The organism is Haliea sp. (assembly GCF_040222615.1).
Lineage (GTDB): Bacteria > Pseudomonadota > Gammaproteobacteria > Pseudomonadales > Halieaceae > Haliea.
Window position 1 is genome coordinate 1 of the sequence record NZ_JAVKCQ010000214.1, and the last position, 14,275, is coordinate 14,275.

Annotated in this window: 15 protein-coding genes; all 15 read left to right on the forward strand. The window is 62.8% G+C overall.

Features of this window, described 5'->3' with window-relative positions; genetic code table 11:
- Positions 1-845, forward strand: an 845-nt coding sequence (locus tag RJQ10_RS16720) for an acetyl-CoA C-acyltransferase (protein WP_350148519.1), incomplete at its 5' end; no start/stop codon positions are given.
- Positions 846-931: 86 nt separating this feature from the next.
- Positions 932-1,585 (forward strand): CmcI family methyltransferase, encoded by a 654-nt coding sequence (locus RJQ10_RS16725; protein ID WP_350148520.1) that lies wholly within the window; start codon positions 932-934, stop codon positions 1,583-1,585.
- Positions 1,586-1,601: 16 nt separating this feature from the next.
- A complete protein-coding gene (locus RJQ10_RS16730) occupies positions 1,602-3,302 on the forward strand; it encodes a GspE/PulE family protein (RefSeq protein ID WP_350148521.1) in 1,701 nt (566 codons plus the stop codon).
- A 51-nt stretch (positions 3,303-3,353) separates the two neighbouring features.
- Positions 3,354-4,622, forward strand: a complete 1,269-nt coding sequence (locus RJQ10_RS16735) for a type II secretion system F family protein (protein ID WP_350148522.1) — start codon at positions 3,354-3,356, stop codon at positions 4,620-4,622.
- A 41-nt stretch (positions 4,623-4,663) separates the two neighbouring features.
- A complete protein-coding gene (gene gspG / locus RJQ10_RS16740; protein ID WP_350148523.1) occupies positions 4,664-5,092 on the forward strand; it encodes a type II secretion system major pseudopilin GspG in 429 nt (142 codons plus the stop codon).
- A 44-nt stretch (positions 5,093-5,136) separates the two neighbouring features.
- Positions 5,137-5,616 carry a GspH/FimT family pseudopilin gene (locus RJQ10_RS16745; RefSeq protein ID WP_350148524.1) on the forward strand — a complete coding sequence of 160 codons (480 nt, stop codon included), beginning with the start codon at positions 5,137-5,139 and terminating at the stop codon, positions 5,614-5,616.
- On the forward strand, positions 5,613-6,005 hold the full coding sequence (locus RJQ10_RS16750; RefSeq protein ID WP_350148525.1) for a type IV pilus modification PilV family protein: 393 nt from the start codon (positions 5,613-5,615) through the stop codon (positions 6,003-6,005). Before RJQ10_RS16745 ends, RJQ10_RS16750 begins: the two co-directional genes overlap by 4 nt.
- On the forward strand, positions 5,998-6,582 hold the full coding sequence (locus RJQ10_RS16755) for a type II secretion system protein GspJ (RefSeq protein ID WP_350148526.1): 585 nt from the start codon (positions 5,998-6,000) through the stop codon (positions 6,580-6,582). The genes RJQ10_RS16750 and RJQ10_RS16755 overlap by 8 nt, the downstream gene beginning before the upstream one ends.
- Before the next feature lie 47 nt (positions 6,583-6,629).
- Complete coding sequence (locus RJQ10_RS16760) at positions 6,630-7,499, forward strand: hypothetical protein (protein WP_350148527.1); 870 nt, start codon at positions 6,630-6,632, stop codon at positions 7,497-7,499.
- Between the two features lie 6 nt (positions 7,500-7,505).
- On the forward strand, positions 7,506-8,546 hold the full coding sequence (locus RJQ10_RS16765; RefSeq protein WP_350148528.1) for a PilN domain-containing protein: 1,041 nt from the start codon (positions 7,506-7,508) through the stop codon (positions 8,544-8,546).
- Entirely contained in the window at positions 8,546-9,115 is a 570-nt protein-coding gene (gene gspM / locus RJQ10_RS16770) for a type II secretion system protein GspM (RefSeq protein WP_350148529.1), read from the forward strand. The genes RJQ10_RS16765 and gspM overlap by 1 nt, the downstream gene beginning before the upstream one ends.
- A 2-nt stretch (positions 9,116-9,117) precedes the next feature.
- Complete coding sequence (locus RJQ10_RS16775; RefSeq protein WP_350148530.1) at positions 9,118-9,693, forward strand: hypothetical protein; 576 nt, start codon at positions 9,118-9,120, stop codon at positions 9,691-9,693.
- Positions 9,694-9,713: 20 nt separating this feature from the next.
- Positions 9,714-11,900 carry a type II secretion system secretin GspD gene (gene gspD, locus RJQ10_RS16780; RefSeq protein ID WP_350148531.1) on the forward strand — a complete coding sequence of 729 codons (2,187 nt, stop codon included), beginning with the start codon at positions 9,714-9,716 and terminating at the stop codon, positions 11,898-11,900.
- A 185-nt stretch (positions 11,901-12,085) separates the two neighbouring features.
- Complete coding sequence (locus RJQ10_RS16785) at positions 12,086-12,403, forward strand: hypothetical protein (protein WP_350148532.1); 318 nt, start codon at positions 12,086-12,088, stop codon at positions 12,401-12,403.
- A gap of 259 nt (positions 12,404-12,662) precedes the next feature.
- Complete coding sequence (locus RJQ10_RS16790; RefSeq protein ID WP_350148533.1) at positions 12,663-14,072, forward strand: hypothetical protein; 1,410 nt, start codon at positions 12,663-12,665, stop codon at positions 14,070-14,072.
- The last annotated feature ends 203 nt before the right edge of the window (positions 14,073-14,275 follow it).

Genomic DNA, 14,275 nt, shown 5'->3' on the forward strand with positions numbered 1-14,275 from the left:
TCTCGCTGGTGCAGACCAAGCACAAGAACAGCTACCGCAATGTCTCGCAGACGGTGCTGGATATCTCGCCGAAAGCCTACATCCAGATGATCGAGACCGCGGAGATTGTGGCCGAGCGCTACGGCATTTCCCGCGATGCCCAGGACGAATACAGCTACCAGAGCCAGATGCGCACCGCGGCGGCCCAGGAGGCCGGTGCCTTCGACGATGAAATCGTGCCCATGGCCAGCCGCATGGCGGTGTTCAACAAGGAGACGAAGGAGACCAGCTACCAGGAAGTGACGCTGGCGAAGGACGAGGGCAATCGTCCGTCCACCACCCTGGAGGGCCTGCAGGCCCTGGAGCCGGTGTTCAAGGATGGCCAGTTCGTCAAGGAAGGCCGCTTCATCACCGCCGGCAATGCATCGCAGCTCTCGGATGGCGCCTCAGCCTGCGTGCTGATGGACGGTGCCCTGGCTGCGCAACAGGGCCTGCAGCCGCTGGGTATCTACCGCGGCCTCGCCGTTGCGGGCTGCAGCCCGGACGAGATGGGCATCGGCCCGGTATTCGCCATTCCCAGACTGCTCAAGCGCCACGGGCTGAAAGTCGACGATATCGGCCTGTGGGAACTTAACGAGGCATTTGCCTGTCAGGTACTTTACTGCCGCGACCAACTGGGTATCGACAACGACCGGCTGAACGTGAACGGCGGCGCCATCGCTATCGGCCACCCTTTCGGCATGAGCGGTGCGCGGATGGTCGGCCACGCCCTGATCGAAGGCAAGCGGCGCGGTGCCAGGTATGTGGTCATCACCATGTGCATAGGCGGCGGCATGGGCGCTGCGGGGCTGTTTGAGGTGGCTTGAGTCGCGGGCTGGTAGCGTTCCACCCCAGGGTGTCTCTCGGGTAGTCCTCGCTGTTAGAATGGTCGCAGTCCGGAGGGGTACCCGCAGTGTCATCAAGTCCTGTCAGTGAAGTTTTCGACGCCTATCACCGCTGGTATTACGATACCAAGGTCTGGGAAACCGTGGAGTTTCTCGGTGTCCCCAGCCTGAAGTCGGTCGCCGACATGTGGAACTACCAGGAGATTCTCGCGGCCCTGAAGCCCGCGCTGGTGGTGGAGTTCGGTACCCGTTTCGGCGGCGCGGCCTTGTATTTCAGTGTCATTGGCCGGGCCCTCAATCCCGCTTTGCGTGTCATCAGTGTCGATATCTCCCATGTTGACGTATATCCCCTGGCGCGCACCGATCCGGGAATACACCTGATGACCTGTTCGTCCACGGATCCCGGCATTGCCGCCAACATTCTCGCCTATCGCAAGGCGATGCCCGGGCCGGCTTTCTTCATCCTCGACTCGGACCACCGCAAGGCCCATGTGCTGGCGGAGCTGGAGCTGCTGCGAGGGGTTACCCGCAGCGGGGACTACCTTGTCGTCGAGGACGGCAATATCAATGGCAACCCGGTGTTGCCCGGCTGGGGCGAAGGCCCCTTTGAGGCGGTAGTGGCCTACCGGGAAAAATATCCGCAGGATTACCGGCACGACCAGGCTCGCGAGGAGAAGTTCGGCTTTACCTTCGCCCCGGGCGGATTCCTGGTCAGGCAATGAGCGCAGGGACATGGCTATGAAACTCGGAGATCTGCTGGTCAGCCGCAACAAGGTCAGCGTACGCGACATTGAGCGCGCGCTTATCGCGCAGCAGGAAATGGGTGGTTACATCGGCCGGGTGCTGGTGCAACTCGGCCTGGTGTCGGAACTGGACGTGGCGGAGGCCCTGAGTGAACAGCTTGGGCTGGCGCTGGTGGCCGCGGCTGACTACCCGGAGGAGCCTCTCGAAATCAAGGGCCTGGCGACGGACTTCCTGTTCAATCGCCAGGTGGCGCCGTTGGCGCAAACAGAGGATGTGCTGCGTTTCGCCGCTGTCTTGCCCCAGGACCCCTTCATTCGCAAGGCCCTCCAGCTCGCGACCGGTTGCCAGGTGGAGCTGTGTCTCGGTCTGGAGTCCGACATCAACGCGGCCCTGCAGCGCTATCTGGGCCAGGAGGACGACACGGAAGTCGGCCCCGGCGATCAGTACGCGGGTGATGAGGAATTCATCGAGCACCTGCGGGACCTGGCCAGTGAGGCGCCTGTGATCCGCCTGGTGAACCAGATCATCCACCGCGCGCTGGACCTCGGGGCTTCCGATGTGCATGTGGAACCGTTCGAGGATGGTCTGCACCTGCGCTATCGGGTGGACGGTGTCATTCAGCTGGCGCAGGATCCGCCGTCCGCCAGTCTTGCCCCGGCCATCGCCTCGCGGATCAAGCTGCTGGCCAACCTGAATATTGCCGAGCGACGACTGCCGCAGGATGGGCGCATCATGACCCGGGTCAAGGGGCACGAGCTGGACCTGCGCGTTTCCACCATTCCGACGGTGCACGGGGAGAGCATCGTGATGCGGGTTCTGGATCGCCAGAGTATCCGTCTCAGTCTCGAAAGCATGGGCTTCAGCACGGATACGCTGCAGCGGTACACGGACTTGCTGCACCGTCCTCACGGGGTACTGCTGCTGACCGGGCCGACGGGCTCCGGCAAGACCACTACCCTGTATGCCTCCCTGTCGACCCTGGACTCCAGCGCCCTGAAGATCATCACCGTGGAAGACCCGGTCGAGTACCAGCTGAATGGTGTCAACCAGATCCAGGTAAAGTCCGAGATTGAACTGACCTTTGCCCGGGCCCTGCGCTCCATTCTGCGGCAGGACCCCGATATCATCATGATCGGTGAAATGCGGGATACCGAAACGGCCCAGATCGCCGTGCAGTCCGCGCTCACCGGTCACCTGGTACTGTCCACCTTGCACACCAACACCGCGGCCGGCGCCATTACCCGGCTGGAGGACATGGGCATCGAACGCTTTCTTATTACGTCGGCGGTCAATGGCGTACTGGCCCAGCGCCTGGTGCGGACGCTCTGCCGTCATTGTCGCCGGGAGGTGGAGTTGAGCCCGCGCGCCATTGAGGATGCCGGCTTGCGGCGCTGGCTCGCCCCCGGGCACAACCGCATTTATTCCGGTGAGGGGTGCGAGCACTGCAAGTCCACCGGGTATACCGGGCGCACGGCTATCCACGAGCTGTTTGTGCTCGACAGCGAGATGCACAAGGCCATTCTGTCCGGTGCCGACGCCACCACCCTGCACGCCGCATCGCGCCAGCGTGGTATGCTCACTCTCTACGAAGACGGGCTGCGCAAGGTGGCTGCCGGCATCACCTCTCTTGAGGAGGTGTTGCGGGTAACCCAGGACCAGAGCGAGGAAGTGGAATTGCTCGACCAGGTTTCCTGACTCGATCGAACCTGCTTTCCGCCCGCAAGCCACCGGGATTAACAATCAGTCATGCCACAGTTCAGCTATAAGGCCGCACAGAAGGACGGCTCCATCACCCAGGGATCCCTGGTTGCCCTGAGCCAGGCGGCGGCGCTGCGCCAGTTGCGCGAACAGGGCCTGACCCCGGTCCGCCTGTCGGCGGTCACGGGTGATACTGTGTCGCTACCCGCCGGCGGCGACGCGGCGCCACCGGTGCGTCCGGCTGCAGCGCGCCCTTTCTGGCTGCGGCGCAACGCGGACGAGGTGGTGGGCCGCGACGATGTATTGGCGCTGACCTCGGAGCTGGCGGTGCTGCTGCGGGCGGGCCTGCCCATAGACCGGGCCATCAAGGTACAGATCGATATGAGCAGCAAGGCGGGGTACACCAGCCTGCTGCGGCATCTGCTGGAAACGGTCAAGGGCGGCAAGCCCTTGAGCCAGGGCCTGGAGCGGCGTCCCGAACTATTCGGCAATTTCTTTGTCAACATGGTGCGCTCCGGTGAAGCCAGCGGGCAGCTAGGCACGGTGTTCGACCGTCTCGCAGAATATCTGCATCGCGCCAGGGAAGTGCGTAGCACGGTCGTCTCGGCGCTGATCTATCCCGCCATCCTGGCAGTGGTGGCGCTGCTGTCGGTAGCGGTAATGCTGGGGTTTGTCGTGCCACAGTTCGAGGCACTGTTCGCCGACATGGGCGACGGCTTGCCGGGGCTGACGAGAGCGGTGATCGCGCTGGGGGATGCCGTCAAGGCCTGGGGCTGGCTGATGCTGCTGCTATTGGTTGCGGCCTGGTACGGCGCTCGCGCCTGGCTTGCCAGACCCGAGGGCAGCAGCTGGAAGGACCGCAAGCTGTTGCGGTTGCCTCTGCTGGGCGGGGTGATGTTCAAGTACGAGCTGGCCCGTTTTGCCCGCACCCTGGGCACCCTGCTGAGCAATGGCGTCTCGCTGTTGCAGGCCATCAACATTGCCCTGAGCACGGTGGACAATTCCGTGGTTCGGGAGGCGCTGGCTATCCTGCCACCGGCAATCAAGGCGGGGCGGCGAATGTCCGATGCGCTGGCGGAACCGGGTACCTTTTCGCCCATGGTCATCCAGATGGTGCGGGTGGGGGAGGAGTCCGGGCGGCTGGATGAAATGATGCTGGAGCTGGCCCGTGTCTACGAGCGTGATGTCGAATCGGGTATCAAGCGCGGGTTGACCGTTCTGGAGCCCCTGCTGATCCTTGGCATGGGCGGGATGATCGCCTTGATTATCGTGTCGATTCTCATGGGCATTCTCTCGGTGAATGATCTGGCGATGTAGCAAAACCATTGAATCGCAACAAGCTGTTACAGGAGCAGGCAATGTCAAAACTCTCGCGTCACACCAGTCGCGGCTTTACCCTGGTCGAGTTGCTGGTAGTGCTGGCCATTCTGGCCATGCTCGCCGGCCTGGTCGGTCCGCAGGTGCTCAACCAGCTGGGCGGGGCCAAGTCGAAGACCGCTACGGTGCAGATTCGCGACCTGGAGCAGGCGCTGGAGATGTACAAACTGGATGTCGGGCGCTTCCCCTCCACGGAAATGGGTCTCGATGCCCTGGTGCGCCAGCCCGGTGGCGTCAAGGGCTGGAACGGACCCTACCTGCGCGGCTCCAGCGTGCCGCAGGACCCCTGGGGCAATGGCTACAATTACCGCATTCCCGGGCAAAACGCGGCCTATGATCTGGTGTCCTACGGTGCCGATGGGGCCCCCGGTGGCACCGGTGAGGATGCCGACGTAACCAACTGGGAATGATCACCGGGACGCCGCTGCGGAGGTCGGGATCGCTGCGGTGGACAGTGGCGGCAACCAGCGGGCGCGGCTTTACCCTGATCGAACTGATGGTGGCGCTCGGTATTGCGGCGCTGCTCGCCGGTATGGCAACACCCATGGCGGTAAAAATGTATGCCACCATGCAGTATCGGGATGCGATCCGCAACATGACCGGTGCCGCCACCACGGCCCGCTATCAGGCTATTAACACCGGCAAAGCGCACGATCTGCTGGTGGCACCAGACGCGCATCGCTACGCTGTGCAGCTGGCGGAATCCCGCTTTGACCCAGAGCGCGCCGCAGAAATTCCGGACGCGCTCTCGATAGCGATGGAGGTCTCCCAAAGCCTGGTTACCGAACGCGGCGTGGGCGTGATCCGTTTCTATCCCGATGGCACTTCCACCGGCGGCAGCATCACCCTGACGCGGGCCAGCGGTGACGGTCAGCGGATCCGGGTGGACTGGCTGCTGGGCCGGGTCACCCATGAACCGCCGGAATCCTCATGAACTTTGCGTGCCGCCGTTCCCAGACGGGGTTCTCCCTGATTGAAATGATCGTGGCGATGGTGATCCTGTCCCTGTCGCTGGGCATGCTGTACCAGGCCGCAGCCGGCGCCACCCGCAATGTACGGATAGACGAACGCTATAGCTATGCCGTGCTCCTGGCCCAGTCGCTGCTGGCAGAGCACAGTGTGCTGGCGGCACCCGGGATCAATGCCGGGGGAGAGATCGAGGATTACCGCTGGCGTCTGTCCAGCGCCCTGTTGCCAGGCGAGCAGGGCATCGGGCAGGTTCGGCTGCATCAAGTGACCGCCCCCATCGAGTGGCGCGACGGCGCGAATACCCGGCAGGTGGAGCTGGTGACCGTGGCGCCGGAGGCGCCCGCAGATGGGTGAGCAGCGCGGATTCACCCTGGTAGAAGTGGTGGTGGCGTTGACCGTGATGTCGCTGCTGGTGCTGGCGACGCTCACCGCCGTGCGCACGCTGGGGGACACCCATACGCGGGTCGAGGCGACCACCCTGCGCCTCGATGAAATGCGCCTGGTGAGCCAGTTCTTGCGCAACAGCTTGCGCCAGGCAGTGCCCGTGCGAACCCTGGCCCGGCCCGGTGGCTACCTGCTTGGCGGCCGGGACGAGTTGAGCTGGATCGCTCCGCTGCAAGGTGTAGAGGGTGTTGCGGGTCTGCAGTACAAGCGGCTGTTCCTGGACGGGGATACCCTGATGATACAGTTTGTGCCGTTTCATCCCGCACTGGAGTCGCCGGACTGGGCGGAGGCCACGGCACACCCTCTGCTGACTGACGTCAGCGAATTTACGCTGGCATTTCGGGAAAATCCGCAGTCGGCGTGGCTGGAACAGTGGGGCGAGCAGGAGGGCGTGGTGCCCCGGGCGCTGAAGCTTCAGCTGCGGGTTCGCGAGCGCTACTGGCCCGACCTCATCGTTCTCCCCGACTTGTACCAGGCGGGATATTAGGGGTGCGGCGGCTATCGGGGAGATTGGCGGCGGGGGCCCAGCGGGGTGTGGCTTTGGCCTTTCTGCTGTGGATGCTGGCAGGTTTGTCCCTGCTGGTGGCAGGGGTCGTATCGCTGTCGCTGAGTGATGTCAGGTCCACCGGCCTGCAGCTTGACCAGGCCCGGGCCGAGGCGGCGGCGGCCGGGGCCGCTCACCTGGCCCTGCGGGATATGCTCAATATACAGGCGGAAAACGGATTCAATTCCGGCGCCGTGTTCACCCGCCAGTACCGTCTGGGTGAGGCAGCGGTCACCGTGCGTGCGCTGCCGATTGCCGGGTTTGTCGGCCTCAACCAGGCGCCGGAGGGTTTGCTGCAGGCCCTGTTCCAGTATGCCGGTGGCCTTGCCGCGGGCGATGCGGAAGGGCTCGCCAGGAGGGTGCTGGAGAGGCGCGGCGGAGCGTTGCAGCTGGATGCGTTCCCCGGGGATCGCGTGGCAAGCGAGTCGCCGGCGCCGTTCATGGTGGTGGAAGACCTGCTGCGAGTTCCCGGAATGACCCGCAGTGTGTATGATCGCGTCCGCCTCGCAGTGCATGCCGACCCCGCAGGCGGCCCCGGAGTTGATCCTCTGGCGGCACAGGCGGCGGTACTGCAGGCTCTGGCTCACGGCGACCCTGCGCTGGTTGATTTTGTTCTGGATCGGCGTCAGGATGACTCGCCGGGTGATCTAGTGCTGCCCGCGGGCTTCGATCAGGAGTTCATGGTCAGTGGCGGCGGCGGCGTGTATTGCTTGGAGATCGATGTGCGGATAACAGAGGACAGGCTGCTGCAGCAGCGTATCTGGGTGGACATGGGCGGGCGTACCGGCGGCGCTCCGTGGCGCTTCACCCGGGTGTTCCCGGTGGCAACGACAGCCACTGCCAGCGGCGTGGGTCAGTAGAACAGCATGCAGACCGATTCCCGGCGCTGGTCCCTGTTTGGCCTCGATCTCGAGCCCTGGATACAGGCCTGGCGAGCAGGCTGGCATGAGCTGTTCTGGGGCCGGGCCGCCGGTATCCGGCGCCGTTTGGAAGCACCGGTAGCTCTGCGGAAGGGGAGCGAGCCCGATCTGGACTATTTTGTCGCCGAGGAGCCGATGGCGGCCGCGCAGGCACCTGACTTCGTGTTCGATGCCTGTTTGTTGCCGGCCGAGCTGGTGCTCCTGCGGCACATCGAATTGCCCGCATCGCTGGAGGCGGAGCTCGCGGACGCTGTAATGCTGGAAGTGCAGGCCAGCAGCCCGTTTGTTCTGGACGATACCTGCTATGGCTGGGCACTGCGCCGCAGGGCGGGTGGCAAGTTGCACCTCACCCTGGCGATCACCGCCTGCAGCGAAGCAATGAGTTACCTGCACGCCCAGGGTGTAACTGCGGACAGCAGAGAGACATTGCCGGAGCTCTGGTGCCTGGATGAGGAACAGCGTCCGGTGGTGTTCCAGGGCTTTGGCGAGGGCAGGCGGGCGGGCAATTATCGTCGCCGCCTGGCGTTGCTGGGGGGCTTGCTGGCCACGCTGCTGTTGTTGTTTATGGCCCTGCTTGCAGTGCCCGGGGTGGTGCGCGGCATGCAGGCTGACAATATGGAGTATCATCTTGCCGCGGCGGAACGCGATGCGGTTGAGGCCATGCAGCTGCGCGAGCAGCTGGCGGTGGACAACGATCGTGCCCAGGCAGTGCAGGTGCTTGTCGATCGCCAGCTTGACAGCCATTCGCTGCTCGATCGTCTCGCCGCCCAGACTCCCGACAGCGTTTATTTCGAGCAATTGATGATTGAAGACAGGCAGATTCGCATCCGTGGCTGGGCCGTCAACGCTGCCCGCTTCCTGCAGTCCTTGACCGAGGACCCGTATTACGCCGAGGTCAGTGCTCCTGGCGGTACCCGTCGCCACGGGCGCACCAACCTCGAACAGTTCACGCTGGAGTTGCATTTGGCTGAAGTGACTCCGGACTGATGAACAGTATCCTGCGCACTGTGACTGCAATGCCCGCGCACGCAAGGGTGGTGGCCGCCGTGCTGGTTGCCGCCCTGTTCGTGCTGCTGTTGCTGGTGGCCGGCACAATGGTGTCCTGGTACGCCGAGGGCAGCCAGCGGCTGCAGCACGCAGAGCCCCGCATTGCGCGCCTGCTCGGCTTTGCTGACAGTGTTGAAGCCCTGCGTGCAAGCAGTGAGCAGATAGGCCAGCGTCTCGAGGCCCTGGCCTATCCCGCGACTGCCGATCTGGCGTCCACGGGTGCCAACGCCCAGCAGCAGGTTCGCCGGTTGGCAGAGGCGGCGGGACTGGGCGTGACGGGCAGCCAGGTGCTGGGGCCCACGGGCCACGATGGATTCCAGGAAATCCGCATCGATGTGACCGCCAGTGGCACCATGGATGGTGTAGAGCAGGTGCTGCTGGGGCTGCGGGAGGCCCGGCCGTTGATTCTGGTGCGCAGCATCGAGGTGACGCCGGTGCTTAACCGGCGGCAGCAGACGGTGCAAAACGTCGCCCTGTCGCTGCGCGTCAGTGTGCTCAAGCTGCAATGATAATGCTGCCACCTGCCTTGCGCTCCGGGCTCCTGCGGCAGTTGTCGTTGGCGGCGGGCATGTTGTTTGCCGCGCTTGTCGTGGTATTCCTGCTGGGCGCTATCCTGGTCATTCTCAGGCAGCCGCCAGCGGCCATTCCGCCCTCGCCTTCCACGCTGACAGCGGTGTCGATAGAATTGCCAGCTCCGGGCCTGTCGGAAAACGCCGGAGAAATGCTGGCCCGGCCACTGTTCTGGAACACCCGTCGCCCGGAGCCCGAGAAGGGTCCCGCCGAGGCACCGGTGCCGGTGCTGGGGCCCGACGTTCTGGACAATGTCCGGTTGCTCGGTATGTTTGCCGCCGGCGACAATGCGGGCGTCATCATCAACGTCGCCGGGCAGCGGCAGCGCCTGCTGGTCGGGCAGGAGCTGCAGCAGTGGACCCTGCGGAAGCTGTCGGCCGCAGGGGCGATATTTGTGGCCACCGATGACGCATCGGTCGAGCGCACGCTGCCGCTTGAGCATGCACAAGTAACACCGGCGCCTCGCTCCGCCGGGCGAACGCAGGAGGCGGCCGCGGAGGCTGGCTCCCCAGAATGATTTATCAAGGCGGTCGAAAGATGATTAAACAGTTAGTGCCGGTCATTCTGTTGCTGTCGGGCTTGACGGCCTGCAGCGCGGTCGGGCCCCAGCAGCCCCAGCCTGTGCGCGGTGCTCCCGGCGCGAGCACGCCTGCGGCAGTCGAGGCGGGCCCCGAAGCCGCTGCTGAACTGCCCGAGAACGAGCTTGAGGCGGTGGTCTACCCCGGCAATGACCGCGTGATCAGGGTGCCACCGGCGCGGCCGCCTGTGCGCCTCGACGGTGAGGCGGTCAGCCTGAACTTCGAGCAGGCACCCGTCACCGAAGTGGTGCATTCCATCCTGGGTGACATCCTCGAGCTTGACTATGTGGTCGAGCACCCGCTGAAAGGCGAGATCACCCTGCGCACCCGTACCCCGGTACCCAGGGACCAGTTGCTGGCGATCCTGGAGTCGCTGCTGCAGGCCAACGGCATCACCATGGTGCGCGATCCCAACGACCGCTACTTCGTCAGTGGTTCAAACAACCTGCCCAGCCTGATGCCGGCCTTTGGCAGCGCCGATTCCAGTGGTGCCGGCTTTCGCAATATCATTGTGCCGCTCAGTTACATCAGTGCCACGGGTATGGCCGAGATTCTGGCGCCCGTAGCGCCGGATTCCGCCTTTGTCCGGGTAGATAACACCCGCAACCTGCTGGTGTTGGCCGGCACCCGCAACCAGATCGAGGGCTGGCTGGATATCGTCGCAACTTTTGACGTCGACCAGCTGCAGGGCATGTCGGTGGGCATATTCCCGCTCAAGCACAGCACCGTGGAAGATATCAACGCTGCGCTGGCCCATCTGCTGGGTGGCGAGGGCGCCGACGGTGGTGCGGGTAATCTGTCGCAGGTGGTGCGGGTGATGCCGCTGGAACGCTTGAACAGCATTCTTGTGGTCACTCCGCGCGCCCACTATATAGAACAGATCCGCACCTGGATCAGTCGTCTGGATCAATCCCAGGAAGCCGATGGTGAACCATCGCTGTATGTATTCAATGTCCAGAACGGCTCTGCCACCCATCTGGCAGAAATGCTCAGCAGCATATTCGGCGGTGGGGGCAGTGGCAGCAGCAGTCAGCGTAGCAACAGAGACAGTGGCGTGGCGCCCGGCCTGAACTCCATGAGCCTGGGCAGTGGCTCGGGCAGCGGCGGTGGCTCGGGTAACTTCGACGCCCCCGATACCGGTGGCAGCACTCCCGCGGGGGGAAGTTTCGACCTCGGCGACAACGTCCGCATCGTCGCCGACGAATACAACAATGCCCTGCTGGTGTACGCGCCCCGCCGGGAGTACCTCAAGGTGGAATCGGCCCTCCGCCAGCTCGACGTAATTGCCAACCAGGTATTGATCGAAGCCAGCATACTGGAGGTCACCCTGGCCGACGATCTGGAGTACGGGGTGGAGTGGTTCCTGCAGAACAGCCTGGGAGAGGGGCGCACCGGCAGCGCCCTGCTTGCTACCGGCGACAGTTCGGATATCGGCGGCCGGATTCCGGGCTTCTCCTACACTATCGCCAACCAGGCGGGTACGGTGCGCGGCGTGATCAGTGCGCTGGCGGAGAAAACGGCAGTCAATGTGCTTTCGGCTCCTTCGGTCATGGTGCTGGACAATCACACCGCGGCCATTCATGTGGGCGACCAGCAACCGGTGCGTTCCGCGCAGACCATCACTGATGGTGGCACGTCGACAACGTCCATCCAGTATGTGGACACCGGGGTGAAGCTGGAGGTTACGCCCTCGGTAAATGCCGGCGGCCTGGTGACCATGGATATCCAGCAGTCGGTCACCGATGTCGGCCCGGTGGATACCGCCACCGACCAGCGCAGCTTTCTGGAGCGGAATGTAAGCAGCCGGGTAGCGATCCGTTCCGGTGAGTCGGTGGTCCTGGGGGGCTTGATTCGCGACAACCAGAGCAGGGGCAAGCTGGGCCTGCCTTTCCTGCACAGCATCCCGCTGATCGGCAACCTGTTCGGGCGTACCACCATAGCGGCGAGCCGCACGGAATTGCTGGTCTTTATCACGCCGCGGGTGCTGCGCAGTGAGCAGGACATGCGCGACATCACCCGGGAGATGCGCTCCCGGATGAAGGGCCTGCACTATTTTGAAGATCTCCCGCACGGTGCCGACACCGGGGCGCCTCTGGATCCCGCGGGTGGGGCAGAGGATGCGCCGGCGGGGCCGGCTGGAGAGTAACATCGCCCCGGCGGCGTCTGCCGGCGGGGCTGGTCAACCTTTTAGCGAGGAGTAGATGCATGGGAAACGGCGCTGTACGCCCCGAATCGGTATTTTCAGGGCGCACTTCCGGGCTGGCTAAACGCGCTGCCCTGATGGTGGCCACTTGTCTGTTGGTGTCCGCATGTGCCGGTCTGGGTGGCCCGATGGCACCAGAGGACATTGTTGCCAAACGCGCCCAGGCCCACATGAACCTGCTGCTGGCGGGCAACTTCGAGAAGGCACTGAAGTACACAACACCGGCCTATCGGGCCGGGCGCGGTATAACAGATTATACCCGGCGTCATGTCGGCGCAGCTTCCTGGAATAAAGCGGAAGTCTCAGGCGTCATGTGTGAGGGTGATCGCTGTGAAGTTGCGATAGAGGTGACCTACCAAACTTTCGGTTCAGGTTTTGAGAACACGCGTTCCAGGGAAGAACGCTGGATCAAGGTCGACGGGAGCTGGTATGTCTACCTCAAGTAGTACTTGACAGCTTGGGGCTTATTTAGTGATTTTTAACAAAAAATCATGGCTCTAATGCCACTTTTAAGGGGAAAAAGCTGTTGTTGGGCATGGATGCCTATGCTAATCTCGTTTCTACCGGTCGGGGGTACACCCTGGGCCAGGTGGTGGTCACCGTAGGGTGTATGCCCAAAAAAGTGAGCCGAAGCAGCTTGCTGTTCCGGTCCACGAGTAAACAATTGTTTAAATAGAACGTTCTATTTCCATCAAGGAGAGACACATGAAGAAGAACATCATGTCTGCAGCGGTAGCGGCGACCCTTCTGGGCGCGAGTGCTGCCAATGCCGTGTTCGTAAACTCTGAGGGCCACGGTCAGGCACTCATTTATCCGTTTTACACCGTCGAAGGCGGCCACGATACCTACATCAACCTGGTTAACACCACTGACCAAACCAAGGCTGTGAAGGTTCGTTTCGTCGAGGCCATGAACAGCCAGGAAGTTCTCGACTTCAACCTGTACCTGTCTCCGCAGGACCATTGGTCCGCAGTGGTATTTGCAGACGGTTCCGGCGCGTCCATCCGCACCGCCGACACCTCCTGCACAGTGCCCACCGCCCTGTCTGCCAAGACTGAAGGCGTTGCCGGTACTGCCGTACCTTTCCGTAACTTCACTTACCAGACCGACGCCGCTGCTTTCACCGGTGTTGACCGTACCCGCGAAGGCTACGTTGAAATCATCGAAATGGGCGTTTTGACCGACGCTACCGATGAAGCTGCTGCCAAGCACGGCTTCACAACTGGCGTACCTGCCAACTGTGGCACGCTGTCCAGCTACTGGACCGGCACTGGCAAGTGGGTTGCAGATCCGAATGACGACGTCGCTCCCCCGACCGGCGGTCTGTACGGCTATGGCGTTCTGATCGACGTTCAGGAAGGCACCAATGCCACCTATGACGCGATTGCCCTGGACGACTTCATCAGCATCCTGGATCCGGGTGCGACTGCGATCCACAACGCGCCTGGCAGCATCCTGCCTGGCCTGGGTGACGCAACTCCTGTTGCCCAGATCCTGGACTCCAGCTCCTTTGAAGTGGTAGAGGCGCAGTTCCTGGAAGGTATCGATGCGGTCAGCGCCGTGCTGATGCACAGCGCCATCATGAACGATTACGTTCTTGAGCCGACCATTGCTGCCGGTACTGACTGGGTCGTAACGTTCCCGACCAAGAAAGAGTACGTCAACGTGACCACCGCGATTGCACCCTTCACCGAAGAGTGGGATCCGATCACGGCGACTGCCTGCGAAGCGATGGCGATCACCTACTACGATCGTGAAGAGCGCACCATTACCCCGGATCCGCTGGACTTCTCTCCGGCTCCTCCCGGCCCTGATGCGTTCGCACTGTGCCGTGAGGCCAACGTGCTGACCTTCAACGACAGCAATGTTCTGAGCGGCTCTACTCGTGTCAACCAGAACCTGAACGTTGATTACAACAACGGTTGGCTGGAGCTGGGCTTCACCGGTACCGGTCGCGAGCTGGTCTCTGACAACGGTGTGACCTTCTTTGGTCTGCCCACTGTCGGCTTCGCTGTACAGAAGTACGTCAACGGCACGCTGCCGGGCGGCGTCCTGTCCAACTACGCTGGCGTGGTTGAGCACAAGAACCGTCGCTCTGTAACCAGCGCTCCCTGATGGGAGGGGGTTTCTGGCTGCTACGGTGGTCAGTGCTCCTTGGTTAGTAAAAAGCGCGGCCACGGCCGCGCTTTTTTTTTGAAAGCTGTTTGGATATAGGATAAATCTGGAGTTTTCTCCAATCTCTGTGAGATTTACCCTTGTTTTACAGGAAATGCACAACCTAGAATGTAATTGCATTTAGACGCTGAGGTGAAGCGCTT